Origin of the sequence: Streptomyces thermocarboxydovorans, assembly GCF_039524635.1 — a bacterium.
GTDB lineage: Bacteria > Actinomycetota > Actinomycetes > Streptomycetales > Streptomycetaceae > Streptomyces > Streptomyces thermocarboxydovorans.
The window spans coordinates 69,270-95,443 of the sequence record NZ_BAAAGU010000009.1 but is presented as its reverse complement, the minus strand read 5'-3'; the positions used below and the strand labels follow the sequence as shown (position 1 = coordinate 95,443).

Annotated in this window: 41 protein-coding genes and 1 pseudogene; 30 read left to right on the top strand and 12 right to left on the bottom strand. The window is 71.0% G+C overall.

What is annotated here, in order from left to right; all coding sequences use genetic code 11:
- Positions 1-3: 3 nt before the first annotated feature.
- Positions 4-579, bottom strand: a complete 576-nt coding sequence (locus tag ABD198_RS06320) for an excalibur calcium-binding protein (protein ID WP_343998389.1) — start codon at positions 577-579, stop codon at positions 4-6.
- Between the two features lie 549 nt (positions 580-1,128).
- Here ABD198_RS06320 and fabG point away from each other — a divergent pair.
- The 5 genes from fabG (at position 1,129) to ABD198_RS06295 (ending at position 6,001) form a co-directional block, all read left to right on the top strand.
- Positions 1,129-1,890, top strand: coding sequence for a 3-oxoacyl-ACP reductase FabG (gene fabG / locus ABD198_RS06315; protein ID WP_343998388.1), 762 nt, complete (start codon positions 1,129-1,131; stop codon positions 1,888-1,890).
- Positions 1,891-1,902: 12 nt separating this feature from the next.
- A complete protein-coding gene (locus ABD198_RS06310) occupies positions 1,903-2,661 on the top strand; it encodes an SDR family oxidoreductase (RefSeq protein WP_343998387.1) in 759 nt (252 codons plus the stop codon).
- A 239-nt stretch (positions 2,662-2,900) separates the two neighbouring features.
- Entirely contained in the window at positions 2,901-4,487 is a 1,587-nt protein-coding gene (locus tag ABD198_RS06305) for an ABC transporter substrate-binding protein (RefSeq protein ID WP_343998386.1), read from the top strand.
- 90 nt (positions 4,488-4,577) lie between these two features.
- Positions 4,578-5,261: a uracil-DNA glycosylase gene (ung, locus tag ABD198_RS06300; RefSeq protein ID WP_343998385.1), complete on the top strand. Its 684-nt coding sequence runs from the start codon at positions 4,578-4,580 to the stop codon at positions 5,259-5,261.
- Between the two features lie 212 nt (positions 5,262-5,473).
- The gene (locus ABD198_RS06295) at positions 5,474-6,001 is read left to right on the top strand and encodes a hypothetical protein (RefSeq protein ID WP_343998384.1); all 528 of its coding nucleotides are present in this window, start codon (positions 5,474-5,476) and stop codon (positions 5,999-6,001) included.
- Positions 6,002-6,171: 170 nt separating this feature from the next.
- On the opposite strand, the gene ABD198_RS06290 is transcribed toward ABD198_RS06295, so the two are convergent.
- From ABD198_RS06290 to ABD198_RS06280, 3 genes are all read right to left on the bottom strand, one after another.
- On the bottom strand, positions 6,172-6,660 hold the full coding sequence (locus tag ABD198_RS06290; RefSeq protein ID WP_343998383.1) for a hypothetical protein: 489 nt from the start codon (positions 6,658-6,660) through the stop codon (positions 6,172-6,174).
- A 114-nt stretch (positions 6,661-6,774) separates the two neighbouring features.
- Entirely contained in the window at positions 6,775-7,374 is a 600-nt protein-coding gene (locus ABD198_RS06285; RefSeq protein ID WP_343998382.1) for a mycothiol transferase, read from the bottom strand.
- A complete protein-coding gene (locus ABD198_RS06280; protein WP_343998381.1) occupies positions 7,305-7,601 on the bottom strand; it encodes a TetR/AcrR family transcriptional regulator in 297 nt (98 codons plus the stop codon). Before ABD198_RS06280 ends, ABD198_RS06285 begins: the two co-directional genes overlap by 70 nt.
- Positions 7,602-7,915: 314 nt before the next feature.
- On the opposite strand from ABD198_RS06280, the gene ABD198_RS06275 reads away from it, so the two are divergent.
- The gene (locus ABD198_RS06275; RefSeq protein WP_343998380.1) at positions 7,916-8,821 is read left to right on the top strand and encodes a Gfo/Idh/MocA family protein; all 906 of its coding nucleotides are present in this window, start codon (positions 7,916-7,918) and stop codon (positions 8,819-8,821) included.
- Here the strand turns inward: ABD198_RS06275 and lnt are convergent.
- Positions 8,745-10,307 (bottom strand): apolipoprotein N-acyltransferase, encoded by a 1,563-nt coding sequence (gene lnt / locus ABD198_RS06270; RefSeq protein ID WP_343998379.1) that lies wholly within the window; start codon positions 10,305-10,307, stop codon positions 8,745-8,747. The two genes, ABD198_RS06275 and lnt, sit on opposite strands and share 77 nt — an antisense overlap.
- Positions 10,308-10,392: 85 nt before the next feature.
- A complete protein-coding gene (locus ABD198_RS06265) occupies positions 10,393-10,881 on the bottom strand; it encodes a nuclear transport factor 2 family protein (RefSeq protein WP_343998378.1) in 489 nt (162 codons plus the stop codon).
- A 387-nt stretch (positions 10,882-11,268) separates the two neighbouring features.
- On the opposite strand from ABD198_RS06265, the gene ABD198_RS06260 reads away from it, so the two are divergent.
- Entirely contained in the window at positions 11,269-12,009 is a 741-nt protein-coding gene (locus ABD198_RS06260; protein WP_343998377.1) for an SDR family NAD(P)-dependent oxidoreductase, read from the top strand.
- A 96-nt stretch (positions 12,010-12,105) separates the two neighbouring features.
- Here ABD198_RS06260 and ABD198_RS06255 read toward each other — a convergent pair whose 3' ends face one another.
- The 5 genes and pseudogenes from ABD198_RS06255 to ABD198_RS06235 form a co-directional block, all read right to left on the bottom strand.
- Complete coding sequence (locus ABD198_RS06255) at positions 12,106-12,285, bottom strand: hypothetical protein (protein WP_343998376.1); 180 nt, start codon at positions 12,283-12,285, stop codon at positions 12,106-12,108.
- Positions 12,286-12,352: 67 nt separating this feature from the next.
- Positions 12,353-12,484, bottom strand: a pseudogene (locus ABD198_RS06250) (undecaprenyl-diphosphatase); the annotation flags it as partial.
- A gap of 5 nt (positions 12,485-12,489) precedes the next feature.
- Complete coding sequence (locus ABD198_RS06245; RefSeq protein WP_343998375.1) at positions 12,490-13,884, bottom strand: integrase; 1,395 nt, start codon at positions 13,882-13,884, stop codon at positions 12,490-12,492.
- A gap of 69 nt (positions 13,885-13,953) precedes the next feature.
- Complete coding sequence (locus ABD198_RS06240) at positions 13,954-14,151, bottom strand: hypothetical protein (RefSeq protein WP_343998374.1); 198 nt, start codon at positions 14,149-14,151, stop codon at positions 13,954-13,956.
- A gap of 148 nt (positions 14,152-14,299) precedes the next feature.
- Positions 14,300-14,665, bottom strand: coding sequence for a hypothetical protein (locus ABD198_RS06235; protein ID WP_343998373.1), 366 nt, complete (start codon positions 14,663-14,665; stop codon positions 14,300-14,302).
- Between the two features lie 250 nt (positions 14,666-14,915).
- Here ABD198_RS06235 and ABD198_RS06230 point away from each other — a divergent pair, with 250 nt between their 5' ends.
- From ABD198_RS06230 to ABD198_RS06150, 17 genes are all read left to right on the top strand, one after another.
- Positions 14,916-15,161, top strand: a complete 246-nt coding sequence (locus ABD198_RS06230) for a helix-turn-helix domain-containing protein (RefSeq protein WP_343998372.1) — start codon at positions 14,916-14,918, stop codon at positions 15,159-15,161.
- A 2-nt stretch (positions 15,162-15,163) separates the two neighbouring features.
- Entirely contained in the window at positions 15,164-15,445 is a 282-nt protein-coding gene (locus tag ABD198_RS06225; protein ID WP_343998371.1) for a hypothetical protein, read from the top strand.
- Positions 15,446-15,523: 78 nt separating this feature from the next.
- Entirely contained in the window at positions 15,524-15,754 is a 231-nt protein-coding gene (locus tag ABD198_RS06220) for a hypothetical protein (protein ID WP_343998370.1), read from the top strand.
- Positions 15,751-16,044: a hypothetical protein gene (locus tag ABD198_RS06215; RefSeq protein WP_343998369.1), complete on the top strand. Its 294-nt coding sequence runs from the start codon at positions 15,751-15,753 to the stop codon at positions 16,042-16,044. The genes ABD198_RS06220 and ABD198_RS06215 overlap by 4 nt, the downstream gene beginning before the upstream one ends.
- Positions 16,041-16,301, top strand: a complete 261-nt coding sequence (locus tag ABD198_RS06210; protein WP_343998368.1) for a hypothetical protein — start codon at positions 16,041-16,043, stop codon at positions 16,299-16,301. Before ABD198_RS06215 ends, ABD198_RS06210 begins: the two co-directional genes overlap by 4 nt.
- Complete coding sequence (locus ABD198_RS06205; RefSeq protein ID WP_343998367.1) at positions 16,301-16,471, top strand: hypothetical protein; 171 nt, start codon at positions 16,301-16,303, stop codon at positions 16,469-16,471. Before ABD198_RS06210 ends, ABD198_RS06205 begins: the two co-directional genes overlap by 1 nt.
- A complete protein-coding gene (locus ABD198_RS06200; RefSeq protein WP_343998365.1) occupies positions 16,468-16,821 on the top strand; it encodes a hypothetical protein in 354 nt (117 codons plus the stop codon). The genes ABD198_RS06205 and ABD198_RS06200 overlap by 4 nt, the downstream gene beginning before the upstream one ends.
- Entirely contained in the window at positions 16,821-16,967 is a 147-nt protein-coding gene (locus ABD198_RS06195; protein ID WP_343998364.1) for a hypothetical protein, read from the top strand. Before ABD198_RS06200 ends, ABD198_RS06195 begins: the two co-directional genes overlap by 1 nt.
- Positions 16,964-17,401, top strand: coding sequence for a hypothetical protein (locus ABD198_RS06190; protein ID WP_343998363.1), 438 nt, complete (start codon positions 16,964-16,966; stop codon positions 17,399-17,401). The genes ABD198_RS06195 and ABD198_RS06190 overlap by 4 nt, the downstream gene beginning before the upstream one ends.
- A 128-nt stretch (positions 17,402-17,529) precedes the next feature.
- Positions 17,530-17,862 (top strand): hypothetical protein, encoded by a 333-nt coding sequence (locus ABD198_RS06185; protein WP_343998361.1) that lies wholly within the window; start codon positions 17,530-17,532, stop codon positions 17,860-17,862.
- Complete coding sequence (locus ABD198_RS06180) at positions 17,859-18,683, top strand: PD-(D/E)XK nuclease-like domain-containing protein (RefSeq protein WP_343998360.1); 825 nt, start codon at positions 17,859-17,861, stop codon at positions 18,681-18,683. The genes ABD198_RS06185 and ABD198_RS06180 overlap by 4 nt, the downstream gene beginning before the upstream one ends.
- Positions 18,684-18,695: 12 nt before the next feature.
- Positions 18,696-19,484 carry an ATP-binding protein gene (locus ABD198_RS06175; protein ID WP_343998359.1) on the top strand — a complete coding sequence of 263 codons (789 nt, stop codon included), beginning with the start codon at positions 18,696-18,698 and terminating at the stop codon, positions 19,482-19,484.
- 65 nt (positions 19,485-19,549) lie between these two features.
- The gene (locus ABD198_RS06170) at positions 19,550-19,927 is read left to right on the top strand and encodes a DUF4326 domain-containing protein (protein ID WP_343998358.1); all 378 of its coding nucleotides are present in this window, start codon (positions 19,550-19,552) and stop codon (positions 19,925-19,927) included.
- A complete protein-coding gene (locus ABD198_RS06165) occupies positions 19,924-20,286 on the top strand; it encodes a hypothetical protein (protein ID WP_343998357.1) in 363 nt (120 codons plus the stop codon). Before ABD198_RS06170 ends, ABD198_RS06165 begins: the two co-directional genes overlap by 4 nt.
- 85 nt (positions 20,287-20,371) lie before the next feature.
- A complete protein-coding gene (locus ABD198_RS06160) occupies positions 20,372-20,602 on the top strand; it encodes a hypothetical protein (protein ID WP_343998356.1) in 231 nt (76 codons plus the stop codon).
- The gene (locus ABD198_RS06155) at positions 20,602-21,447 is read left to right on the top strand and encodes a hypothetical protein (RefSeq protein WP_343998355.1); all 846 of its coding nucleotides are present in this window, start codon (positions 20,602-20,604) and stop codon (positions 21,445-21,447) included. Before ABD198_RS06160 ends, ABD198_RS06155 begins: the two co-directional genes overlap by 1 nt.
- Positions 21,444-23,129 (top strand): DNA cytosine methyltransferase, encoded by a 1,686-nt coding sequence (locus tag ABD198_RS06150; protein WP_343998354.1) that lies wholly within the window; start codon positions 21,444-21,446, stop codon positions 23,127-23,129. Before ABD198_RS06155 ends, ABD198_RS06150 begins: the two co-directional genes overlap by 4 nt.
- Positions 23,130-23,190: 61 nt before the next feature.
- On the opposite strand, the gene ABD198_RS06145 is transcribed toward ABD198_RS06150, so the two are convergent.
- On the bottom strand, positions 23,191-23,394 hold the full coding sequence (locus tag ABD198_RS06145) for a hypothetical protein (RefSeq protein WP_343998352.1): 204 nt from the start codon (positions 23,392-23,394) through the stop codon (positions 23,191-23,193).
- A 183-nt stretch (positions 23,395-23,577) separates the two neighbouring features.
- Between ABD198_RS06145 and ABD198_RS06140 the strand changes: the two genes are divergently transcribed.
- Genes ABD198_RS06140 through ABD198_RS06115 form a run of 6 tightly spaced genes read left to right on the top strand, consistent with a single transcriptional unit; the run spans position 23,578 to position 26,122 of the window.
- Positions 23,578-24,426, top strand: coding sequence for a hypothetical protein (locus ABD198_RS06140; RefSeq protein ID WP_343998351.1), 849 nt, complete (start codon positions 23,578-23,580; stop codon positions 24,424-24,426).
- Between the two features lie 8 nt (positions 24,427-24,434).
- A complete protein-coding gene (locus tag ABD198_RS06135; RefSeq protein WP_343998350.1) occupies positions 24,435-25,220 on the top strand; it encodes an ATP-binding protein in 786 nt (261 codons plus the stop codon).
- Entirely contained in the window at positions 25,217-25,552 is a 336-nt protein-coding gene (locus ABD198_RS06130) for a hypothetical protein (protein ID WP_343998349.1), read from the top strand. Before ABD198_RS06135 ends, ABD198_RS06130 begins: the two co-directional genes overlap by 4 nt.
- Positions 25,549-25,737: a zinc finger domain-containing protein gene (locus ABD198_RS06125; RefSeq protein WP_343998348.1), complete on the top strand. Its 189-nt coding sequence runs from the start codon at positions 25,549-25,551 to the stop codon at positions 25,735-25,737. The genes ABD198_RS06130 and ABD198_RS06125 overlap by 4 nt, the downstream gene beginning before the upstream one ends.
- Positions 25,734-25,925, top strand: a complete 192-nt coding sequence (locus tag ABD198_RS06120) for a hypothetical protein (RefSeq protein ID WP_343998347.1) — start codon at positions 25,734-25,736, stop codon at positions 25,923-25,925. Before ABD198_RS06125 ends, ABD198_RS06120 begins: the two co-directional genes overlap by 4 nt.
- The gene (locus ABD198_RS06115) at positions 25,922-26,122 is read left to right on the top strand and encodes a hypothetical protein (RefSeq protein WP_343998346.1); all 201 of its coding nucleotides are present in this window, start codon (positions 25,922-25,924) and stop codon (positions 26,120-26,122) included. The genes ABD198_RS06120 and ABD198_RS06115 overlap by 4 nt, the downstream gene beginning before the upstream one ends.
- Positions 26,123-26,174 lie beyond the last annotated feature (52 nt).

Sequence of the window (26,174 nt, the reverse complement as noted above, 5' to 3'; positions counted from 1 at the left end):
GCGTCAGGCGCGGCGGCGCCTGATCAGGTAGCCGCCCGCCGCGGCCGCGCTCGCCGCGAACACCGCGCCGACCGCCACCTCCCAGGCGGCCGGTCCCGCGTCCGACGCGCCGCCCAGGCCGCCCGCCACGCCCCGCGGCGGGGAGGGCGCCGCCGTCGTGGGCGGCACGGCGGGAGCGCTGCCGGTGGCCGCGGTCGCCGTGGCCGGGGGCGCGGTGCGCGTGGGCGAAGGCGTAGGAGCGGGAGTGAAAGTGGGAGTGCTTGGAGAGGCGGAGGCAGGAGACGGAGTGACCGGGGCGGGCGTCGGGGTGCCCGGCCGGGGGCGGCTCGTGGAGGAGGTGTCGCCCTGGTCGTAGCGGCGGGGGAGTGCCTCGCAGGCGATGCCGTCGTCGGGACCCGCGTCCTCGTCCAGCCGGTGCGGATCACGCCGGTCCGCGTCGAACACCAGCTGGGCGTCCTCCTGCCAGCGGAAGTCACCGCAGTCCAGGTCCACATCGGGCCCGGCGTGCGCGGTACCGGCCAGGGGCAGGGTCGCGGTGAGCGCGATCAGCGTGCCCAGGGCACCGGTGCGACGACGCATGACGCGCCTCCTTTCCCCTCGCGGGTGGCTCGCGTTTCGACGCTAGGGCCTGTCGTCTGGAGCAGCCCGCGGACGCGGGGTCTGGCACGCACATCTGCGGCGTTGTCACCGGTTGCCGATGCTCCGCATCGGCGCCCTCCTCCGCCTTGCAGCTGCACGCACCAGACCCCGCTCACCGGTGCTGACAAGGCGCCGGCGATTCCCGCGGGCTGATCCAAACGAAAGGCCCCAGGGGCGGCCCGGCGCCGGGGCGCGCAGCCGTAGGCCGATCGGGTGCCGCGGACGGCCGGGGCGCGATATCGCCCTGTACCCCGGCCGGTCAGGGCCGAAGCGAAGGGCGGGCCGAACCGAGCGAAGGCGAACCGGTCCGAAGCGAGAGGGTGGCCGGGCTGAGGCGAGAAGCGGCGGGGAATGGATCACAGACGCGGGTGTGCCGTTGACACCGGGTGCCAGGGCTTCTAGCGTCACGTCTGCTGAAGGTACTAAGCGGTCGCTCACCCATCGGTGACGGCCGCAGGAGCCGCATCCCAAGGGCGAGGAGAAGCAGCAATGTCCACCACTGAGCAGCGGGTCGCGGTCGTCACCGGCGCCGCGCGCGGAATCGGCGCCGCCACCGCCGTACGACTGGCCGCCGAGGGCCGCGCGGTCGCCGTGCTCGACCTCGACGAGGCCGCCTGCAAGGACACCGTCGAGAAGATCACCGCCGCCGGCGGCAAGGCCATCGCCGTGGGCTGTGACGTCTCCGACGAGGCGCAGGTCGAGGCCGCCGTCGCGCGGATCACCGAGGAGCTCGGCGCTCCCACCATCCTGGTGAACAACGCGGGCGTGCTGCGCGACAATCTGCTGTTCAAGATGAGCGTCGCGGACTGGGACACCGTCATGAACGTGCACCTGCGCGGCGCCTTCCTGATGTCGCGGGCCTGCCAGAAGCACATGGTGGACGCCGGCTTCGGCCGGATCGTCAACCTGTCGTCCTCCTCCGCGCTCGGCAACCGCGGCCAGGTCAACTACTCCGCCGCCAAGGCCGGTCTGCAGGGCTTCACCAAGACCCTCGCCAAGGAGCTCGGCAAGTTCGGCGTCACCGCCAACGCCGTCGCCCCCGGCTTCATCGCCACCGAGATGACCAAGGCCACCGCGCAACGGGTCGGCATGGGCTTCGAGGACTTCAAGGCCGCCGCCGCCACCCAGATCCCCGTCGCCCGCGTCGGCGAGCCCGAGGACGTCGCCAACGCGATCGCCTTCTTCACCGGCGACGCGGCAGGATTCGTCTCCGGCCAGGTGCTGTACGTGGCCGGCGGACCCCTCGACTAGGAAGACCGGAACATGACTTCAGTGGAACTCTCGGGCAAGGTCGCCCTGGTCACCGGCGCCAGCCGGGGCATCGGCTACGGCGTCGCCGAGGCCCTCGTCGCACGCGGTGACCGCGTCTGCATCACCGGCCGCAACGAGGACTCCCTCAAGGAGGCCGTCGAGCGGCTCGGCGCCGACCGCGCCATGTACGTCGTCGGCAAGGCGCACGACGAGCAGCACCAGGCCGCCGCCGTCGAGCGCACCATGGAGACCTTCGGCCGGGTCGACTTCCTGGTCAACAACGCCGGGACCAACCCGGTGTTCGGGCCGATCGCCGACCTCGACCTGAACGTGGCCCGCAAGGTGTTCGAGACCAATGTGATCTCGGCCCTCGGCTTCGCCCAGCGCACCTGGCACGCCTGGCAGAAGGACAACGGCGGCGCGATCGTCAACATCGCCTCCGTCGCGGGCCTCGCGCCCTCGCCCTTCATCGGCGCCTACGGCGTCAGCAAGGCCGCGATGATCAACCTGACCGTCCAGCTGGCGCACGAGTTCGCGCCCAAGGTGCGGGTCAACGCGATCGCCCCGGCCGTGGTCAAGACCAAGTTCGCCCAGGCGCTCTACGAGGGCCGGGAGGCGGAGGCCGCCGCGGCCTACCCGCTGGGCCGGCTCGGCGTGCCGTCCGACATCGGGGGCGCCGCGGCCTTCCTCACCTCCGAGCAGTCGGACTGGGTCACCGGCCAGACCCTGGTGGTCGACGGCGGCATCTTCCTGAACGCGGGTGTCGCCTGAGCCGAGCGGCACCTCATGTGCTGACGCCGGCATCGGATGTGCCGGCGTCAGCACGAACCCCGGCACGGGCGCCCGTTGACCAAAACGGCGGCCGTGCCGGTGTATCGGAGCCGCACAGGGCCTTTGACATCGTAGTCATCGGGCGTCTCGTCTCAAGGACCGTACGGAGTGCAGCCACCAGGCGGAACACTGCGGTAAGGTCTGCCGACCCTTGGTATGGCAGATCGAGGAGCGTGCGCGTGTTCAACCGGAACCGATGCCTGCGGCGCGTGGCGGCCATCGCGTCCATATCGGCGCTGGTCGCCGGCTGTGGCGTCCTGTCGTCCGACACCCCGGAGGACGAGGGACCGATCGTTGTCGGAACGACCAGTGCCCCCAGCACGCTGGATCCTGCCGCCTCCTGGGACGGCTCCTGGGAACTGTTCCGCAACATCTATCAGACCCTGCTGAGCTACCCCGTCGGCTCGTCCACACCCCAGCCGGACGCCGCGGAGAACTGCGAGTTCACCGACAACTCCAACCGCGTCTTCCGCTGCGAGATGCGTGAGGGCCTGGAGTTCTCCGACGGCACCCCTCTCGACGCCAAGGCGGTCAAACACTCCATCGACCGGATCCGCATGATCAACGTCAACGGTGGCCCGGCCGGTCTGCTGACCAGCCTCGACCGGGTGCAGGTGCCCAACGAGCGCGAGGTCGTCTTCCACCTCAACCAGCCCGACGCCACCTTCCCGTTCGTGCTCTCCACGCCCGCCATGGCGATCGTCTCCCCGAAGGCCTACCCGGCCGACAGCCTCCGCAAGGAGCGGAGCGTCGTCGGCTCCGGGCCGTACAAGCTCCAGGTCTACGAGGAGGGCAAGCGGGCCGAACTCGTCCGCAACGACAAGTACAAGGGTTACGCGGAGCACAAGAACAACGCGGTGACGATCCGCTACTTCCAGGACTCCGCCTCCATGGTCAAGGCGCTCCGGGACGAGCAGATCGACCTCACCGACCGCGGTCTGGCCGCCGCCGACGTCATAAAGCTCCAGGGCAAGACCTCCAAGGAGGAGGACCTCCAGCTGGTCGAGGGCACCGGCGCCGACATCAGCTACCTGGTGTTCAACCCCAAGCACCCCTGGGTCGGCAAGAAGGCCGTCCGCCAGGCCATCGCCCAGATCGTCGACCGCGGGGCCATCGCGCACAAGGTCTACAAGGACACCGTCGACCCCCTGTACTCCATGGTCCCCAAGGGGGTGGCCGGCCACACGACCGGCTTCTTCGACGACTTCGGCGACCCGAGCGTCGAGAAGGCCCGGCAGATCCTCACCGAGGCCGGCATCACCGAACCGGTGCCGCTCACCTTCTGGTACACCACCGACCGCTACGGCTCGGAGACGGCTCTGCTGTTCAAGGAGCTGAAGCGGCAGCTGGACTCCTCCGGCCTGTTCAAGATCACGCTCAAGAGCCGGCCCTGGAAGACGTACGTCACCGGCTACCAGAAGGGCGAGTACCCGGTGTTCGGCCGTGGCTGGTTCCCGGACTTCCCGGACGCGGACAACTACATCGCCCCGTTCGTGGGCAAGCAGAACGCGCTGGGCACCCCGTACGAGGCCACCGAGATCACCCAGAAGCTGCTGCCCACCTCCCGCAGGGAGAGCGACCGCGGCAACGTGGTGAAGCAGTTCGAGGAGGCCCAGCAGATCCTGGTCGACGACGTCCGTCTGCTGCCGCTGTGGCAGGGCCGCCAGTTCCTGGCGGTGAGCCGGGACATCTCAGGCGCCGAGCGGTCCCTGGACCCGTCCACGATCATGACCCTGTGGGAGCTGTCCCGGAAGACCAGCTGGTAGAGCGGGGGAAGGCCGTTCGCGGGGCGCGATGTCAGTGGTCACCGGTAGGTTCTGAGACCTGCAAGTGACCACGACCGTGAGGACGTTGACGTGACCGACATCGCCATGCTGCCCGAGTCCTGGCGCGGGGTTCTGGGCGACGAGCTGCAGCAGCCCTACTTCAAGGAGCTGACCGAGTTCGTCGAGGAGGAGCGGGCGAAGGGTCCCGTCTACCCGCCCCGCGAGGAGGTCTTCGCGGCGCTGGACGCCACGCCGTACGACAAGGTCAAGGTCCTGATCCTCGGACAGGACCCGTACCACGGGGAGGGCCAGGGGCACGGCCTGTGCTTCTCGGTCCGCCCCGGGGTGAAGATCCCGCCGTCGCTGCGGAACATCTACAAGGAGCTCAACGCCGATCTGGGCACGCCCATCCCGGACAACGGCTATCTGATGCCGTGGGCCGAGCAGGGCGTGCTGCTGCTCAACGCGGTGCTCACGGTCCGCGCGGGCGAGGCCAACTCGCACAAGGGCCGCGGCTGGGAGAAGTTCACCGACGCGGTGATCCGCGCGGTGGCCTCGCGGCCCGACCCGGCGGTGTTCGTGCTGTGGGGCAACTACGCGCAGAAGAAGCTGCCGCTGATCGACCAGTCGCGGCACGCGGTGGTCAAGGGGGCGCACCCCTCGCCGCTGTCGGCGAAGAAGTTCTTCGGCTCGCGCCCGTTCAGCCAGATCAACGAGGCGGTCGCCGCGCAGGGGCACGAGCCGATCGACTGGACCATCCCGAACATCGGCTGACGCGGGCCGTGCCTCGGCTGACGCGGGCCGTGGTCCGGTTTCCGGGGTGCGGGACGCCGGCTCCCACACGCTGTGCGTGATCATTCGGCCCACCCCTCACGGTGCGGCTGACCTGCATCGCCGTCCGCTGCCGTTAGCGTCGGAGCGGACAGCGGACAGCGGACAGCGGACAGCGGACAGCGGGCGAGCGGGCGAGCGGTGCGGAGGGTGCGGTGGCCGAAGGGCAGCGGCAGGTGGCGGCGGAGGACCTGCTGACACGGATCGGCCAGGTCGTGATGCTCCACCACGCCGGGGACCGGGAGGAGGCCCGGCACCGGCTGCTCGGCCTCTGGACGGAGCTGGGCGAGCACGGCGACCCGCTGCACCGCTGCACCCTGGCACGCTGCCTCGCCGACACCCAGGACGACCCGGAGACCGAACTGGCCTGGGATCTGCGGGCGCTGACGGCGGCCGAGGAGGCGGGCGGCGACCGCGCGACCGCCGGCGAGGGAGCCGTCGCCGTGCGTGCCCTCTACCCGGCCCTGCACCTCGATCTCGCCGCCGACTACGCCCGGCTCGGCCGCTCCGACGCCGCCCGCGCACACCTGCACCGCGCCCGCTCGGCGGCCGGCACCCTCGCCGACGACCGCTACGGCGCGGGGGTGCGCAGCGCCATCCGGCGCCTGGAGCGGAGGCTGGGCGGGGGCAGGGGCGACGGCGGGGGCGAGGGGCCGACCGGGCCGCCGAGGCAGCGCCTCTGACACCGCCGGGTCCGCCGATCTGCGCTGGCAGCCCCCCAACACCGCCGGGTTCACCGACCCGGCATGGCAGCGCCCTGCGCCGCCAGCTCTGCCGATCTGGCTCGGCAGCGCCCTGCGCCGCCGGGTCCGCCAACCCGCCCCGGTTGCGTCCACACACCGCCCGGCCGCGGTCATCTGCCGTAGGCGTTCCGGCAGATGACCGTCTCCGGGCTGTCCGCGCGCCAGCCGCCGTAGCGCTTGCCCAGGCCGCAGATGTCCGGTGTGCTGCGCAGGTCCCGGCGGGCCTGCTCCGGGATGCCGGAGAGGTCCACCGGAGGACGGTGCGGGGTCCGGTCCGGGCGGGGCGTGGCGCGGGGCCGCTGCTGGGGGCGGTCGTCGGCCGGCGCCGTGCCCCTCGGTGCGGGCGTGGCCGGGTTGCCGCGGGGTGACAGGGAGGCGGGACCCTTGGTGGGGCGGCGGGAGGGGCCGACCATCTCCAGGGCCTCACGGGCAGGTGCCTGCACGATCTGGGGACCGGTGCGCCCGTCGGAACGGGCCAGCGGTGACTGGGAGGGGGCCGCAGGTCCGGGTGCGGCGGGACGCTGCACCGTGACACAGCCGGTCAGGGCCGACAGGGCCACGGTCACTGCGAGCGTCGCTGCGGTCGTCGTTCGATGCACCCGCGTCACTCTGCTGGTTCCGGCGGCCCCGCGAGGGCCGGACGGGCACAGGATGCCCCGCACGGGTGATCTCCGCCCCCGGACGGAGGCCCCGCCGGTCCTCCGGGGTGACGGTCAGTCGCCGGTGGCGCCGTCCAGCCGCTCGCGGATCAGGTCGGCGTGGCCGTTGTGCCGCGCGTACTCCTCGATCATGTGGGTGTAGATCCAGCGCAGGCAGACCGGGCCGCCCGCGTGCCGGCTGTGGCCCTTGGACAGGTCGTCCAGGGCGAAGCCCGCCGCGTTGCGCCGGGCGGCGGCGATCTCCTCCTGCCAGGCCGTGCCGGCCTGCTCCCAGGTGTCCGCATCGGTGAGATGGAACTCGCCGTCCGGATCCGCCTCGCTGTAGAAGATCGGCCCGGGGTCGTCGTCCACCAGCACCCGGCGGAACCAGGCCCGCTCCACGTCCGCCATGTGCCGCACCAGCCCCAGCAGGGACAGCTCGGAGGGCGGCACCGCCGCGGTGCGCAGCTGCTCGTCGGTCAGGCCCGCGCACTTCCAGGCGAGGGTTTGGCGGTCGGCCGCGTCGAAGTAGGCGCGCAGCTCCGGGCGGCGGGTCGCCTCCAGGGCCAGTTCGTAGCGGGCCGGCGTGAGATCGCGGTTGCGGGTCAGCGCGCGGTGGGCGGCGAGCGCGAGGGCGTCCACCAGGGACTCCGTCCCGGCCACCGGGTCCGGCATCTCGTCCAGCGGAGCACCCGCGCCTCCCGGTCGGCGAGGCGTCGCACGGCCGGCTCCAGCAGGGCCTGGCGGGTGCGGGCCACGTTCGAGGTGGAGCCCTGCGGCAGTCCGGCCGCCACGTCCACCGCCCGGTGGGTCAGCCCGCGCATCCCGCGTTCGGCGAGCAGGGCGAGGGCGGTGTCGGCGACGAGATCGGCGCGCGCGGCGCCGGCGGAGCGTACGGACATGGTGGTCGAAGTCCCTGCCGCGCTGCGTTCGACGACCGGCGCCCCCTCGACTGGCTGGTCTCGGCGACCATCACGCTCGGCCATGCCGCGAGCGAGGAGCAGGCCGCGGGCCGGCTGTCCGCCGCGTCCGCACGGGACGCGCTGCGTGTCAGTCTTCTCCGCGTGCTCGGTGCCTCGTCGTAGTGATGCCCTTGACCGACTGCGCCTCGACGATCAGTGTGACCGGGGCAGGGAAAGTCCTTTCCCGGATCCGCCCGGTGATCCAGAGATCCGCCCCGTGATCCAGACGAACCCCCCGTAGAGGAGACCACCCAGTGAAGGTCGGCTGCATCGGACTCGGCGACATCGCGCAGAAGGCCTATCTCCCGGTCCTCGGCTTCCAGCCCGGCGTCGAGCTGCATCTGCAGACGCGCACGCCGGAGACCCTCGCCCGGGTCGCCGACAGCCTGCACCTGCCGGACGGGCAGCGCCACGCCGACCTCGACTCCCTGCTCGCGCAGGACCTCGACGCCGCCTTCGTGCACGCGCCGACCGCGGTCCACCCGCAGATCGTGACCCGGCTGCTCGAGGCGGGCGTACCCACCTACGTGGACAAGCCGCTCGCCTACGAACTCGCCGACTCCGAGCGGCTGGTGCGGCTCGCCGAGGAGCGCGGGGTGAGCCTCGCCGTCGGCTTCAACCGGCGCTACGCCCCCTGCTACACGCAGTGCGCGGACCATCCGCGCGAGCTGATCGTGATGCAGAAGAACCGCGTCGGGCTCCCCGAGGAGCCGCGCACCATGATCCTCGACGACTTCATCCATGTCGTCGACACCCTGCGCTTCCTCGTCCCCGGACCGGTCGACGACATGACGGTGCGGGCGCGCGTCGTGGACGGGCTGCTGCACCACGTGGTGCTCCAGCTCGCCGGGGACGGCTTCACCGCCCTCGGGGTGATGAACCGGCTCAGCGGCTCGGCCGAGGAGATCCTGGAGGTGTCCGGCCAGGACACCAAGCGTCAGGTGGTCAACCTCGCCGAGGTGATCGACCACAAGGGCCAGCCGACCGTGCGGCGTCGCGGCGACTGGGTGCCGGTGGCCCGGCAGCGGGGCATCGAGCAGGCGGTGCTGGCCTTCCTGGACGCGGTGCGCGCGGGCAAGCTGCTCAGCGCCCGGGACGCGCTGGCCACTCATGAGCTGTGCGAGCGCGTGGTCCGGGCGGTGCGGGAGCCGTCCGCCTGAGGCGCACCACGGCCGCGGTCACGGCCCAGGACGCCAGGATCAGCAGGGCGACCCGCGGCGGCCAGTCGCCGAAGCGCACATAGGGCGTGGTGCCGTGGGCGAGCGGAACCTCGTACACCTGGGTGGTGCTGGCGTCCGTGCCCAGCCACGGGCCGATGCGCTGCCCGCTCGGCCCGTACACGGCCGACACACCGGTGAGGGTGGCATGCACCATGGGGCGGCCGGTCTCCGCGGCCCGCAGCGCGGCGAGCGAGGCGTGCTGCCCGGGCGCCCAGCTCTGCTGGAACGTCGACGTGGAGGACTGCGCGAGCAGCAGGTCGGCGCCGTCCTCGGCGAGGCTGCGGCTCATGTCGGGGAAGGCGGTCTCGAAGCACACCATCGGCCCGAACCGCAGCCCGCCGCCCGACTCCATCACCACCTGCCGGGTGCCCCGCATCCGGTCCTCGCCCGCCGCCTTGCCGACGGAGGTCGCCCAGCCCAGCAGGGAGCGCGCCGGGATGTACTCGCCGAACGGGACCAGCCGCATCTTGTCGTAGCGGTCCCCGGTGAGCCCCTCCGGCCCGACGAGCACCGAACTCTTGTAGATACCGGGCCGGTCGACCCGCCGTGCGTCGACATTGACCAGGATCTCCGCGCCCGTCTCCCGGGACAGCGCGGCCAGCCGGTGCGCCAGGTCGGTGCGGGCGGCCAGGTCGAAACCGACGCTGCTCTCACCCCAGACGATCAGGTCCACGTCCCGGCCGGCCAGCTCACGGGTGAGGCGCTCCTCGCGGGCGAACCGGGCCTCGGCACCCGCCGTGACCACGCCCGGCTGCACCACGGCGACCGCCACATGGTCATCGGTGCCGGGACGGGGCGACCACACCCACGCGGCGGACGCGGCCACCGCCACCAGCGCCAGCCCCGCCACCGCGGGCACCCAGGCCTGGCGCAGGGCCACCAGCACGGCCACGGCGACGTTCACCGCCACGATCAGGAAGCTCGGCAGCCATATCCCGCCCACCGACGCCAGCCGCAGCGCCGGTTCCACCTGCCACTGGCTCGCGCCCAGCACCCCCCAGGGGCCGCCGAGCCCCTGCCAGGAACGGACCAGCTCGATCGCCAGCCAGCCCGAGGGGAGCACCAGCAGCGCGGCGGCCACCGCCCGCCCCGACGGCACGCCGCCCAGCAGCCGGCGCACCAGCCAGCCCCACGGCGCCCACAGCGCACCGAGCAGCACGGCGATGACGAAGGTGAACACATGCAGGTTCGGCAGCAGCCAGTGATGCATCGCCAGCATGAAGCCGAACCCGCCCCACCAGCCGTCCCTCAGCGCCCGCCTGCCGGTGGGCGCGCCGCGGGCCAGCAGGATCCACGGCACCAGCGCCACATGGGCGAACCACCACAGACCCGGGGCGGGGAAAGCCAGGACAGGCAGGGCGCCCGCAAGCGTGGCGGCGACCGCACGCCGCCACGGGGAAGCGAGCCACTGGTTGAGCGTCTTCATAGGCGCCTCTCTACCCCGAGCTGCCTCCAGTGTGCGTCCCGGCGGTGATCCGCGACAGGGCGCGTCGATCAGCGGGTGTGCCCGCTCAGTCGACCACACCGGCGGGCCGCCGGCCGGGAAGGCGCCGCCACTTCTCCCGTACCACCACCTCGCTCAGCCGCCAGCCGTCCCGGGTGCGCACCATCGCGAACGCGTACCGGCCGCCGCACACGAAGTCGGGCGCGGCCGGGACACCGTCGCCGCCCGTCCCGGCTCCCATCGGGGCTACGTAGTCGGCCTGCACCTGCGCCGTGTCCCCGGTGTCGTGCTCCCAGATCCCGAACCGCACCCTGCGGTTGACGATCAGATGCTGGCGCAGCGGAAACGCCGCGAGGCTCTCCGCCAGCCAGGCGGCCACCGCGTCGGCGTCGCCCTCCACACCGCCGGCCGAGCGGTAGTCGGCCCGCCCGTCCTCGGTGAACAGCCCCCGGTACGCCGCCCAGTCCCCGTCGTCCACCGCCACCGCGTACTCGGTGACCAGCTCGTCCACGGCCAGCCGGTCCCTCACGGTCGCGAGCTCCACACGCTGCGTCATCGGCACAGTGTTGGCCATGACGGGCCCGGAGCCAAGGGGGCTGCGCGCACGGGTTCAAGGAGCACACCGCCCCCACCGGTTCCTCCGTCACCTTCCGTCAGCTCTGCCCGTCGTCGATCGTCCCCGGTGAGGCGGCGTGACTGCCGGTGGAGGGGAGGCGAGGAACGGCGGAATTCGGGGTCCGCGCCCGCGAAGGCCAGACCGATGACGAATCCAGCCGCTTCCAGAAGGCGGCGCGACGGGAGAGGCCCGGCGCGGGTGCGTGAAAGCGCTCCGATGAGCTGAAGCGTGCCGTCACCCTGCTTCCGGCGAGCGGCGCCCGGGGCGACGAGGTGCCGGCTCATCTGCGAGCCTGAAACCACGTGCCCCTGTCACCTGGAGGAAGTCATGAAGCGTCTTGTCACCGTGGTCACCGGGGGGAGCCGGGGGATCGGGGCCGCCATCTGCCGGCGGCTCGCGGCCGAGGGGCACGATGTGGCCGTCGGGTACGTCCGGGACCCGGACGCGGCCGAGAAGGTGGTGGTCGAGGCGCGGGCGGCCGGGGTCCGGGCCGTCGCCGTTCAGGGCGACACCTCGGTCGAGGCGGACGTGGACCGGCTCTTCGAGGTGGCCGAGAGCAAGCTGGGGCCGGTGACCTGCCTGGTGAACAACGCCGCGGTGACCGGGCCGCTCGGCCGGTTGGCCGACGTCGACACCGACACGCTGCGCCGGGTCGTGGACGTCAATCTGGTCGGGACGCTGCTGTGCGCACGACGGGCCGCCCAGCTGATGACGCCCAGGGGCTCGGGCGTGATCGTCAACATCTCGTCGGGAGCCGCCACCCTCGGCAGCCCCGGCGAGTATGTGCACTACGCGGCGACCAAGGCAGCTGTGGACGCGCTCACGGTGGGGCTGGCCAAGGAGCTCGGGCCGGAAGGGATCCGCGTCAACGCGGTCGCGCCGGGCGTCGTCGACACGGAGATGCACGCCGCCATGGGCGCACCGCACCGGGCGCGGAAGATCGGTGCCACGGTGCCGCTGCGCCGCGCGGGGCGGGCCGACGAGATCGCCGCCGCCGTCGCCTGGCTGATGTCGCCGGAGGCCTCGTACACCACGGGGGCGGTGCTGCGGGTGGCCGGGGGACGCTGAGCGCCCGGCCGGAGGGGTCCAAGGGAAATCACAGGGGTTACAGGGGCACAGGGAACACGGGGTCACGTGGGCGGTCGGGCGGGGGAGCGGGGGCGTTCAGGCGACCTCGACGACCCGGTTGCGGATCGCTGCCGCCCACTCGATCACCAGAAGCTCGTACTCCGCCCGCTCCTGCGGGGACAGCGAGCCGCCCGCCCGCAGCCACAGCGCGCGTATCTGCTCGTTGACCTCGGCAGCAGGCCGCACGGAGCCAGGGGTCGTTAAGTCGGGGGACATGCGGACAAGCCTAGGGCCAGGGACTGACAGTGCGCTACCGGACGGTCACAGCTCCGCAAACGTTCGGTCAGTGCGCCGGTTCCCCCGCGTCGGGGCTGAGCGCACCGGTGCCGACCAGCGCGATGATGACGACGCCCAGCGCGATGCGGTACCAGACGAACGGCATGAAGCTCTTCGTAGAGATGAATTTCATGAACCAGTGCATCAATCAAGAGCCTCGGCGGCTGTGACCTGCCGCTTCCACCAGTCGGCCAGGCCCTCTGGGAGAAGACTGGGAGAACTCACCGCCGTCTCCCAAACCGCCTCCCGCACGAAGCGCAAGAAGCGCTCCTGCAGCGCATCCATCATCCGCCGCTCCATCGCCGTTGTCACGTTCGCGTAGAGCCCCTCCACGCCCGCGACCTCATGGCCCATGCGCGACTCGACAGCGATACGCGAGTGCACGCCACCCGCCTCGTCGATCCACTCCTTGTGCCCGTGCCGCAGCAGGTACAAACGCTTCCCCGCGTAGGCGGTCGCCGGCAACTCCGGCACCGGGCGCCGGGACGTCACCGTCTGCCGCTGCCCCAGCCGCACCCGATCGAACTCCGCCGACGCCTCGCGGCCGTCGGCGATGGGCCGCCAGTAGTGGTAGGTGAAGTTCGCGTTCGCCAGCAGGCCACCGGAGATCGAGCGGAAGACGTACTCGCCCTCATGACTCTGCAGCAGCAGTTCCAGGAGCTCCGCCAGGAACGGCGGGACGACGAGGGTCCGCCTGCTCTCATACTTCGGCGGGAACAGCTTCAGCACGCCGTTCTCCCGCTGGTGCTGCCACTGCACCCGCACGGCCGGCATCAGGTCGGGCCCGTACCGCTCGAGGTCCTCGACGTGCCGTTCCTCCCTGCCCGCCTCGTCCGGGTCGTCGAGGGGATCGGAGGCCGGCCAGAACGGGTGAGAGTAGACCCGGCGCAGGGCGTACAGCTCGGCAGGACGCATGCCGGTGGTGGCCATCGTCCACACGAAGACGAAGCCGTCCAGCCCCCAGAAGCCGAGCGCGTTGCAGGCGAGCTGGTGGACGTCCTCGATGCGCATCTCGCGCTTCCGCTCGCGCGGCTTTTTCTTGTACCGGCCGCGGCGCTGCTTGCGCCCCTTGGGGACGGGTGAGGTCTTGCGGAGTCCGTCGTCGACGGCGTCGTCCATGAGCATGGAGAAGACGGTGAGGATCTCCTCCCCGTACTTGTCGCCGACGTTGGGGAGGGCTTTCAGCTGCTTCTTCCACGCCCGGTAGATGGACGGCTGGATGTCGGCGATGGCGGTCTCGCCCCAGCGGGGCACGATGTAGAGCCGCAGCATGGACCGGATGGCCTTCTCACGCAGGTGCCCGACGTCGAGGGTGTCGACCCAGGTCTTGGCGTACTCGCCGATGGTGACGGCGCCGTCGCGGCGGGAGATGTAGGCGTCGTTGCGGATCTCGGCTTCGCGGTCCAGCCCGTAGTTCTTGGCTGTGACCTCGTCGGTGAAGCCGCCCTTCTGGTCGTAGATCCACTTGCCGCGTTCGTCTTTCTTGCGGGTGTTCCATACGACCCGGCAGGTCTTCCCGCGCCACTCGACGTAAGCCACGTTGTCCCCTGTCGTGCTTGCGGGGTGGCCGGCATGCACGCCTGAGTGCTGCCGGCCCCACCGCTGCGGCTACGCGTGCTTGCCGACCACACAGGCCCGGCAGGCGGCGCAGTCGCCTCCTTGACGCGCTATCAGGTCTCGCACGGCGAGACGTGCCTCCTCGTCGTGCTCAACCCGCGGCGTCGCAACGCACACGATTCTCCCATCTACCGTCCCCCGGAAGCCGTTGAAGTCGGCCCCCAGGTCGATGGTGAGCAGTTCGTGCATGGGCTCCCCCTTTCGGGTGAGAGGGAACCTCCCAAGTGCTCACCGATGCTGCCATGCTGACGGACAGTTGTGACCATCTTCGTCGCAAGTGACACGGGAGTAGTAGGTAACGAATCGGCAAACTGGAAAGGTTGTACGTCAACTGTGATCAATCTCGATTATTTCCGGTAAGCCGCCCGCGTTTCATCAGCTCCTCCACTACGCGGCGCTTGAGTTCGCGGATCTCAGCCGACGTGAGCGAGTCGCTCACGGACACGGCGGCGTCCTGGACGGCGGCGGCCACGTCGTCGGCGAGGTCACCCTGGCGGACAGGGGAGACGGCGGCCCCTGCCTGCTGGGTCTCGATGACGGTCGGTTCGGCGCCTTGGAGTACATCCAGGCAGCTGCCTCGCGCCCAGCCGATGACGGGCTCGATCTTCCCGTAGGTGACGGGCCGTACCGGCTTGCCCTCTTCGATCTTGCTGTAGGTGTTGATCTGGATTTGGGCGCCGCGCGCGACATCGATCTTGTTCATGCGGAGGCTGGAGCGGCGCTGAATTACCAGTGTGGCGAGCCTCTGAAGTGCGCTTTCGTCGTATGGGGGGGCCATGACGCACATCATCGCAGGGACTCTTAGGAACAGCTAGGAACACTTGCGTTTCTGGCTTGAACCTTCACCTGCGCACCCCCCAAACCGTGATCTTCGCGGCGCGTTAGTGCGTGTTTCTGCATGTTACTAACAAGTACGGGTAGCGGAAGCTCGTAGAAACACGTAGATTCTCTGCATGGCAAGAACCCCAGCCACCTACCTGGTGCACGGGCCATCGCTCCGCAAGCAGCGCAAGAGCCTCGGCCTCACCGTCCAGCAAGCCGCCGCTCGAGCTGGCATATCACGCAGCTACCTCCAGCGGCTGGAAACAGGCACCCGGGAACGGATGGGACCCCCGCGCTACATCCGGCTCCGTGCAGCCCTCAACGCAACCGACGACCAGCTCTCACCCCCACGAGAAGAACTCCAAGAAGAGAGGTGAACATGTCCACCCCCACCCCCGGCACGGTCGACATCGGCGAACTGATGCGCCGTGACGGCTACCGGGACCCGAAGGAAGCCGCACGCGCCATGGGCGTCGGCTACCGCTGGCTCCTCGACGGCCTCAACAAGCACGGCTTCCCCCACACCCGCATGGGCCGCTCCAAGTGGCTCAGCGAGGACGACATCCGCGAGATCCGCACCCTCTGCGCGATCCCCGCCGACCGGTCGAAGATCGCCCGCCTCCGCCGCGCCCAGAGCAAGCCGGCCCGCGCCGCCGCCTGAGCGGCAGTGAGGCCGCCCCCGCAGCCACGGGAACGGCCTCGCGATCCACCCACACCATCCACGACAGAAGGGCAGACCGTGCCTACATCATCCCAGAGCAGCCCCGCCTCCACCGAGGCTCCCCGCACCGAGCGCTCCCTCTGGCAGTCCATCGCGGACGCCCTCAACGCCGCCCAGGCGGCCGGCCTGGCGGTCGGTATCGACCTCGACGGCACCCTCACCGACCACAAGCGCTGGTCGGTCATCTGGGACCGTGACACCAAGCAGTGGACCGTCGCCGCCTACGACACCGAGGACGGTGCGGCATGAGCGACCTGACGCCGTTCGACGGCCACCCGCTCGATGAGTTCGACGAGCTGACCGCGCAGCTGCCCAACCCGTCCCCGTTCCAGGTGATGTGGAACGAGGCGGAGGAGATGCTCCTCGAGTACCAGCCGCAGGGCTTCGAGCCCGAGGAGATCGGCCGCATCGCCTTCGACTGCCTGCCCGACGAGGAGAAGCCGGCCGCGCTGGACGCCCTCTTCTACTGCTGGTGGACGGCCCTGCAGTCCGACCGCGAAGCCCGCGCCCGCTACCAGGACATGGGGGGTGCGCTGTGAACGCCGAGCAGTTCAACGCCCGCTACCCGGTGGGCACTCCGGTGTTCGCCTACCCCGGCTGCCGTCCGGAGGACGACCCGAACGACAACCGCCGCCGCATCTACATCGACGGCAAGGGCAACGCCTGGATCTCCGTCTGCGCCGACGAGGGCACCGAGTGGGTCGTGCCCGTGCAGCCCGAAGCGGCCGTCGAGCAGGACGTGCGCGACATCGCCGACGACACCGGCTCCATCCGCGAGATCGGCAGGTGCTGGTGATGACCGCCCCGCGGATTGTGATGCCGCTGCCGCCCGTGTGCGAGCCGCGGGACGCCGTGGTGCTGCGGTGGGCCGGCCGCCAGCTCGAGGACCACCAGGAGCCCACCGCCGCCGCCCACCTGTACCTGCTCGCCGAGCAGATCGAAGCCCACTTCAAGGAGGCGTCGTGACCGCCACCATCTTCACCGAGTTCCTGCCCGCCCGACCGCACAAGGCATCCGCGGGCCGGCGCCGCCGCCACGTCAAGGAACTGCCGTGGCGCCTCCACGAGATCGCCCCCGGCGCGGTCACCATCCTCGTCACCCCGATCTGGTGTGACGGCAGTGGCGCCTTCGAACGGGCCTTCCTCGCCCGCGCCCTCGACGCGCAGGGCCAGATCATCAAGTTCAAGTCCGGCGGGTCCGCCCGCATCGCAGCCCTGCTGCAGAAGGCGTACCCGCGCGCCGACTGGAACCGCGCCCAGACCTGGCGCGCGGCGGACAACACGCTCACCGCACGCCCACGCCAGCGGGCCGCCTGATGACCGGCTCGCTGCCCACGGCACGCATGTCGCCCACGGCGGGCCTGGTCAACGCGATGGCCCGCCTGTACATCCTCCGCACCGCCGCCAGCTTCCGCGAAACGAAAGCCGCCGGCTACATCGACCTCGACCTGGAGTGGCCGTGAGCCTCACCGACTACCTGGAAGGCCGGCGCAAGCAGCGCAAGCACCGGCTCAAGGACGACTACCGCCGCGCCAAGCAACGCGTCCGCGAACTGGAGGAATCCGTCGACGCCGGCATCAAGAAGATCGGCCGCCTGACGGCCGCCTACGACCAGCTCGCCGCCGAACGCAACCAGCTCGCCGAACAACTCGACCAGGCACAGATCGACCTCCGCGTGGCCTGCGAGGAACTCCGCCAAGCCGAGGGGACCATCCGCCTCCGCGACCGCACGATCGCCGACCTCCACCGCAAGGCCGACATCCGCGCCAAGGCCGACCAGGTCGTCACCCGCACCCAGGAGATCCCCGTCATCCAGGACCCGCACGGTGTGATGCCGCTGCACCAGTCGCCGCTCGCCAATCCCGCCCACGTGCCCGCCTGGGCACTGCGCGGCTGACTCAAGACCACAACCCAAGAACGCCGCGTCGAGCGCCACCCCCAGCGCTCCGCGGCAGCCGAGGCCCCGCCCACCTCATCCCCCCTGGCGGGCGGGGCCCGGCACCACCCATCCCATTTGGAGACCACATGAACACCAACAGCCCCACCATTCCCGCCGACGTCGCCGCGCACGTCCTCCATCAGTTCGGCCGCGGCGGGATCCCGGCCGGCGAGTGGCACGAGATGCTGATCACCCTCATCGCCCGCGCCGACATGGAGCGTGCCGCCAAGCTCACCGCGGCCTTCCCCGACTACGGGGGCGCCGTCCTGCTGGCGAAGTACGCGGACGACGGCCTCGCCATGCTGCAGGACATCGCGGCGGGCCGCTGCACCCGCTGCAAGCAGGACGACGGCCCGATCACCCCCTCCGGCCTGTGCGAGCCCTGCGCCGCACCGATGCCCCTGGACGGCGTCGCATGACCACCGCCGTCGACGTCGAGCCCGGCCTGTACGACATCCCCGCCGAGCTCTACCACTCCGACCCGATCCCCGGCGGCAGCCTCTCCTCCACCGGCGCCCGCACGCTGGTGAAGAAGTGCCCCGCCGCCTTCAAGTGGCAGCTCGACAACCCACAGCCCTACAACAAGGCCCTCGAACTCGGCACCGCCGCCCACAAGCTCGTCCTCGACGACGGCCCGGAACTCGTCCTCGTGGACGCGGCCCGCTGGGACACCGACGCCATCAAGGCCGAGGTCGCCGCCATAAGGGCCGCCGGGGACATCCCGCTCAAGCGGCACGAGCTCGAGCAGGTCCAAGCCATGGCCGCCGCACTCCGCCAGCACGAGGAAGCCGCCAGGCTCCTGGAGCCCGGCTCCGGCGTCGCCGAGCAGTCCGCCTTCTGGGAGGACGCCGGCATCTGGCGCCGCTGCCGCTTCGACTGGCTGCGCCACGACGGCCAGATCGTCGACTACAAGACCGCCCGCTCCTGCCGCCGCGAAGACCTCGAGAAGGCCTTCAACGAGCACGGCTACCACCAGCAGCAGGAGTGGTACATCGACGGCGGTCTGGCCTTCGACCTGATCGACCCGGACAAGCCCTTCCAGTTCGTGCTGCAGGAGAAGGACCCGCCGTACCTGGTCGTCGTCACGACCTGCGACCCGATGGCCCGCGGTATCGGCCGCCACCTCAACGAGGTCGCCCTCAACACCTACGCCATCTGCCGCGAACGCGACGAATGGCCCGGCTACCCGATCAACCCGATGCTCTCGCTCCCTCCGTATGTCGAGCGCCAGTACGCCTAGGAGAAACCCCGCATGTCCCAGCTTCCGCCGCCCGTCCGTACCGGCCGCCCGGCCGCCGAGCAGAACGGCAGCGCCCAGCAGTTCGCGTTCCGCCCCGCCTCCAAGGCCGGCCGTAAGGCCCGCCTGTCCATCCAGGGCATGTCCGGCTCCGGCAAGACCTGGACCGGCCTGTCCATCGCCCACGGGCTGTCCGAGGGCCGCAAGTTCGCCGTCATCGACACCGAGAAGGGCGCCGCCAGCCTGTACGCCGGAATCGGCGGCATCCACTTCGACACCTGCCCCATGGACCGCTACGACCCCCGCGACCTGATCCGCGTCCTGGACTCCGCGGCGCAGGCCGGCTACCCGACCGTGTTCGTCGACAGCCTCTCCCACTTCTGGAAGGGCACCGACGGCACCCTCGACCAGGTCGAGAAAGCCAGCAGCAGGTACGGCGGCAACAAGTTCGCCGGCTGGAAGGACGGCACCCCCCTCCAGAACGACATGGTCGCCGCGATTCTCGACTACCCCGGCCACGTCGTCTGCTCGATGCGCTCCTACACGGAGTGGGTCCTCGAGGAGAACGAGCGCGGGCGGAAGGAGCCGAAGCGGGTCGGCACCCGACCCGAGCAGCGCAAGGGCATCGAGTACGAGTTCGACGTCGCCGTGGCGATGGACCTCGAGAACACGCTCGAAGTCCTCAAGTCCCGCTGCCCCGGCCTCAACCGCAAGGTCATCAAGCGGCCCAACGGCGCCCGCGACATCGCTGGCCCCCTGCTCGCCTGGCTGGCCGCCAACCCCGAACCCACCGCCGAGCAGTAGCCCGCACACGCCGAAGCCGCCCCGCGGGCAGTGCGGGGCGGCTCCTCACCCGACAAGGACATCACATGAACGCTCCGACCCGCATCCAGCGCCGCCGCACCAAGGGCTGGCGCAAGCCCGAAGGCGCCGTCTATGTCGGCCGCGGCACCCGCTTCGGCAACCCCGCGCGCATCGCCCCCGCCAACGACCACAACAGCGGTCTCCTCGTGATCTGGGAGCCGAACGGGATGCCCGTCGGCACCTGGCCTGCCGACGGCCGGGAGGCGCGCCGCTACGCGACCGAGCTGTACCGGTTCTGGATCACCCAGCCCGAGCAGGCAGATACGTTGCGCATGTTCCGGGAGCTGCTGCGCGGCCGGGACCTCATGTGCTGGTGCCCGCCCGACGAGCCCTGCCACGCCGACGTCCTCCTGGCGCTCGCGAACGAGGAGGTCGCGTCGTGACGCAGCAGCTCCAGTTCCCGATCGTCCCGCAGGGCACCGTGTCCCCGGCCGCCGCCGAGGCTGCCAAGCAGGACGGCATAGCCCGCGCCACCGCCAACACCCAGCCCGACTGGGCCACCGCCTGCCGCGCGGCGATAGAGCTCATGGCCCGCCGCGGCACTCCGTTCCAGGCCGCGGACCTGATCGCCGAAGGGCTGGTCGACGAGCCCGACTCGCCGGCCAGGTGGGGCGCCGCCTTCCACGCCGCCGCCCGCGCCGGAGTGATCGAGGCCGCCGGATTCGTCCGATCGAAGCGGGCCACCGTCCACGGCTCCATCTGCAAGCAGTGGACCGGCACCCCCGCCTGGAGGGCCGCATGATCGCCGCCCTGTACCTGGCCTGCCTCGGCCTCACGATCGGCATCGCCGCCGTCGCCTTCCACCTCATCACCCGAGGGAGGCGGCCGTGAGCACCCTCGACATCTACCTCGCCGCCGCCCGCGCCAGCCACCCCGCCGCCGACTGGGCCATCGACCAGCTCCTGCGATACGGGCCCGGCGTCCTCCTCTGCTGCGGCATGTACGCCCTCGTCTGCACCTACGACGCCGCCCGCGACCGCATCCGCATCCACCGCATGACCCGCCGCCTCGAACACCTCGCCAACCACCCCAGCCACCGCACCCGGAAGGAGGACTGATGGCCCGCCGCACCGACCGCCAGCCGCCCAACCACAACACCCTCACCTGCTACACCAACTACGGCTGCCGCCTCCCCGAATGCGTCAACCGCTACCGGCAGTGGAACCGCAACCGGGTCGACGCCATCAAGGCCGGCCAGTGGCAGCCCCTCGTCGACGCCGAACCCGTCCGCCGACACCTGCGGATGCTCGGCCGGCACGGCATCAGCATCCGCCAGGCCGCCGTCCTCGCCGGTATCAGCCCGCGGTCCCTCCACCCGCTGTTCCACCGGCCCGTCCGCCACACCGTCCGCCCCGAGATCGCCCGCGCGGTCCTCGCCATCGACCCCGAACAGGTCACCCCGACCCGCGTCGACGCCACCGGCACCGCCCGACGCATCCAGGCCCTCGTCGCCGACGGCTGGCCCATGAAGCACCTCGCCAACCCCCTCGGCCTCTACCCCTCCTACGTGCCCGCCCTCATCAGCCGCAGCGAAGAAGGCAAACCCATCCGCGCCACCACCGCCGCCAAGGTCGCCGACGCCTACACCAGGCTCGCCGGCCAGAAGCCCACCCGGCACGGGGTGAGCCGCCGCCTGGCCAAGCAGGCCCGCAACTACGCCGCCGCCCGCCGCTGGCCCACCACCGGCTACTGGGCCGACCGCATGGACGTGATCGACGATCCCCACTTCCAGCCCGAATACGGGCTCGGCAAGCGGCAGATCATCGCCCAGGAAGCCCATTGGATCATGCGAGCGGGCGGGCTCGACCGCGCCACCGCCGCCGCCCGCCTCGGCGTCGACAAGTCCTACCTCGACCACGCCCTCCGCGACCACCCCGAATACGACCTGGAGACCGCAGCATGAGCTACCGCCACGACAACGACGCGCTGACCGTCATGGACTGGTTCTGCGGCGCCGGCGGCAGCTCGCAGGGCATGGACTCCGTCCCCGGCGTTCGCATGGAACGGGCGGCGAACCACTGGGAGCGGGCGATCGAGTCGCACGCCGCGAACTTCCCGCAGGTCGACCACTACCGCGGCGACATCCGCGAGGCCCCCGTCGAGAAGTGGCCCGTCACGGACATCTTCTGGGCGTCCCCGGAGTGCCCGCAGTGGTCGAACGCCCGCGGCAAGAAGCGCGACTTCGACCTGTCTCTTCAGGGCGACCTGTTCGACGGGTTCGGCCCCTCGGAGGAGGTCGAACGCTCCCGCGCTCTCATGGAAGAGGTCCCCATGTACCTGCGCGGCGTCATCGCGCGGGGCGGGCTGGTGAAGGCCGGCGTCGTCGAGAACGTCGTCGACGTCCGCGCCTGGGACCAGTGGGACCGCTGGCTCGGCGAGATCAAGAAGCTGGGGTACAAGACGCGGGTCATCGCCCTGAACAGCATGCACGCCGACCCGCGCACCGTGCACAAGGCCCCGCAGTCTCGGGACCGCCTCTATGTGGCGTACTGGCACGAGAGCCTGGGCCGCACCCCCGACTGGGACAAGTGGCTGAGGCCGCGCGCCTGGTGCCCCGACTGCGACACCTGGGTGCAGGCCGTGCAGCGGTTCAAGACGCCCGGCCGGGACATGGGCCGCTACCGGCAGCAGTACGTCTACCGGTGCCCCCACACCTCATGCCGGAACCGCATCCTCGAGCCTGAGACGCTGCCCGCCGCGGTCGCGATCGACTGGACGCTGCCCGGACAGCGCATCGGCGACCGCACCAAGCCGCTCGCGGAGAAGACCCTGGCCCGTATCCGGGCGGGGCTGAAGAAGTTCGCGCAGCCCCTCGTGGTCCCCGCGGGCGGCACGTGGCGGAACGACGCCACCCCCGTCGCCGAGGCAATGCCGACCAGGACCACGCGGGAGAACGACGCGCTTGCCATCCCGCCGCTGCTGATCCCCGTGGAAGGCCGCGACGGCAAGGAGCCGGCCAGCGCGAACGCGCCGCTGCGTACCCAGACCGCGCGGAACGAGACCGGCCTGGCGTGGCTGCCGTTCGTCGCCGAACTCCGTGGCGGCGGCAGCGTGGCCCGGTCGGTCACCGAGGCGCTCGCGACCGTGACCGCGTCCGGCAACCATCACGGGCTGGTCACCCCCGACATCCCGGCGTTCGTGATGCGGAACAACGGCAGCAAGGGCGACGGGAGTGAGCACTGCACCAGCGCAGCAGAGCCGCTGCGCACCTTCACCACCGCAGGTCACCAGTCCCTCGTCTGCTGGGAGCCGCTGCTGGTGCCGTACTACGGCAACGGCACCGCCCGCACGGTCCGTGAGCCCGTCGGCACGCTCTCCACCCGAGACCGGTACGCGCTCGTCCAAGGCGACGTCGACATCAATGACGTCCTCTTCCGGATGCTCGAACCCCACGAGATCGGCCGGGCCATGAGCTTCGCCGACAGCTACGTCGTCCTCGGCAACAAGCGGGAGAAGGTCCGCCAGTACGGCAACGCGGTCACCCCCAACTGCGCCGAAGTCATCGTCGCCGCCCTCGTCGAGGCGATCACCGGCGAGGACATCGAGCGGCACGCCGACCCCCAGCCCCAGCTCGCCACCGCCTGACCCACACGACAAAGGGCCCCGCCGGCAGGCGGGGCCCCGAGAGGAGAGAGGAGGAGGGATGTCAGTCGGGCTGGGAACGCGGCGCGATCTTCGCGACCCACTCGCGGGTGAAGCCGGTCAGCTTGGCCATGTGGGAGGGGCCCTTGCCGGCCGCGCGCCCCTCGACGAGCAGGGCGCGCAGCTCGGCGTCGGCCTCTGTGAAGGCCTTCTCGGCGCGGGCCCGCTTCTTGGCGGCGGCCTGAATCCTCTCGTCCAGCTCGTCCATGTCGCACATGGTGGCACAACTCTCCGTGTTCGCGCTACGCGACCGCGCATAGTGGTCGCGAATAACGACCGCGAACGGTATTCTCGCAGTCATGCAGTTGGCCGACGCGCCACATTGCCCCCATGAGGGCTGTCGCAACACAGCAGAGATCACCAAAGACACCCTCCTGAGAGAAGAGAAACGATGGGTTACGAGCTCCGCCGGCAACTCCGCGAGGCGCTGGGGCCGGAGATCACCGGCCTCCAGCGAGCCGTCGCACTGGAGATCGCGGACGACGCCAACGAGCGGACCCGCCGGAGCGCAGCCCCCCTGGAGAAGCTCGCCCTCTGGACGGGCGCCAAGGACACCAGCGTCATCCGCAACGCCCTCAAGCGGCTCGCCGCCGCCGGTTGGGAGTTCCGGGTCCCGATCGGCAAGGGCAAGGACGGGCGCACGCTCTACGCGGTGCCGGGCCAGAGGATGACGTTCTTCGTCCCCCACTTCGAAGGGGGAGCCACCGCTACCCCTAAGGGGGAGCAGGGGCTCCCTCTAGGGGTAGCCACCGCTACCCCTCACGGCGAACAAGGGGGAGCAGGGGCTCATTCAGAAGGAGCCACGGCTCACTCTGAAGGTGCCGTGGCTCCCCCCTTCTCCTCAGACTCCTCAGACTCCTCAAGAAAGCAAGCTAGCGAGCAAGGGGGAGCGAGGGCTCCAAAGCCACCGGCGACCATCCCCGAGTTCGCCCGCCCCCTGGTCGACCGGATCACCCACGCCGACGTACTCGTCCGCTGGGGCCTGAGCGAGAGCGAGTGGTTCCAGATCCACTCGCTGATCAAGAAGTGCGGCATCGAACCGATGGCCGCCTTCGCCGTCAAGGTCGCCGCCCGAACCCCCGTCGAGTCCGCCCGCTACTTCCTGCCCGGCTGGCGCGAACTCCCGCCGCAGCCCGAACCCGACGCCACCGGCCGCCCCCCACTCCGCGCCGTCTCCGGCGGCTGGCAGCCCTTCAAGAACCCAGAAAACCAGGACGTCTACGACGAACCCCTCATCTAAGGAGCCCCATGACCACCCAGTGGACCCCACCCAGCCAACGCCACCGCAGCATCGACTTCACCGCCCTCGGCGTCCCGCCCGGCCGCTACGTCCACCCCGACGTCACCGACTTCCTCGTCAGCCCCGCAGGCACCCAGGACGGCGCCAACCGCATCCACGCCTACCTCGCCGGCCAAGCCGACCTCACCACCCTCCAGCCCGCCGAAGTCGACTTCATCCGCCAGCACTTCCTCGCCGCCTCCGAAGAACAGCGCCAGCGCTGCATCACCCACTTCGAGAACCGCGTACCCCGCCGCTACGCCGCCGCCCGCCCCAACCAGATCGCCACCGCCTGGGCCCAGTCCGTCGTCACCAACCCCGACGACACCCGCTCCCTGCTGATCGTCGGCCCCACCGGCACCGGCAAAACCCACTACGCCTACTCCGTGCTCCGAGCCGTCGCCGAGACCGGACACGGCGCCAAGTGGGCCGCCTACACCGCCGCCGACCTCTACGCCCAACTGCGGCCCCGCACCGGCCGCGACAGCGAAGCAGAATTCGAAACCATCGTCGGCACCAGCGTCCTGTTCATCGACGACCTCGGAGCCGCCAAGCTCACCGAGTGGACCGAAGAAGTCACCTACCGGCTCATCAACCACCGGTACGAGCAGTGCAAGCCCAGCATCTTCACCAGCAACGTCCCGCCCAGCCAGCTCCGCGACGCCCTCGGTGAGCGCATCGCCTCCCGCCTCGTCGAAATGTGCGAGCGCGTCACCCTCAAGGGCGACGACCGCCGGAAGGGGATGGCGGCATGAAAGAGCTGCTGACCTTCGCCGACGCCCGCACCCTCAAAGAGCAGGGAGACCTTGGCCGGTTCATCAAGCACCACATGGCCGAAGCCCAGCGCGCCGCTGCCTACCGCCGCAGCCTCGTCCTCCGCTACCCCGACCTGGCGGCCAAGCTCACCCAGCCGCCCATCGGCCACACCAGCCCCCAGATGTGGAACGGCTACATCCCCCCGGCCACCGACTGCCGAGGCGCCATCAACACCGCGCCCTGCCGGCCCGCCCTCCTCGAGCTGGTCGCCGAGGCCGAACGCCGCCAGCAGCAACCGCAGCAGACCTCGGCCCTCGAGGAGGCGGCGTGAGCAAGCACCTGCGCCCCGGCCGCCTCCACCGCTGGCAGCAGATCGTCGACTGGGCCCGCACCATCGCCTGCTGCCCAACCTGCCAAGTCACACCCGGAGTGCCCTGCCACCGCGACGGCATAGCCCTCCGCAACGGAGCCGTCCACGCCGCCCGCTACCTCGAAGCCGAGGAGACCGCCGCGTGAACGCCAACCTGCCCGCCTGCCGCCCTCAGTGCGCCCAGCACGGGGCGATGGAACTCCGTCTCGGCCACACCGCCGAGCAGCGCTGGTGCGGCACCTGGTACGTCTGCGCCGCTCACCGGTGCCAGACCGCCACCTTGATCCCGTCCGCAGCCCTCGCCGCACAGATGGAAGGGCAGGCGGCCCGGTGAACGCCTACGAGCGGCTGATGGCGGAGGCGGTCCCGACCGGCACGTTCGGCCACGCCCGCCCCGCCCGCCAGCAGCAGACCGAGTCCGCGCCGCGGTGGACGCCGGAGGAGCAGGCCCGGCACCGCGCCGAGCTCGAGGCCGCCCTCTCCAGCCGCCGCCGGCCGCACCTGCGGGTCATCGACGGCGAGGCCGCCTGATGTCCCGCCGCGCGTGGCTGCGGCACCCACCGCGCACGATCCACCCCCGGCC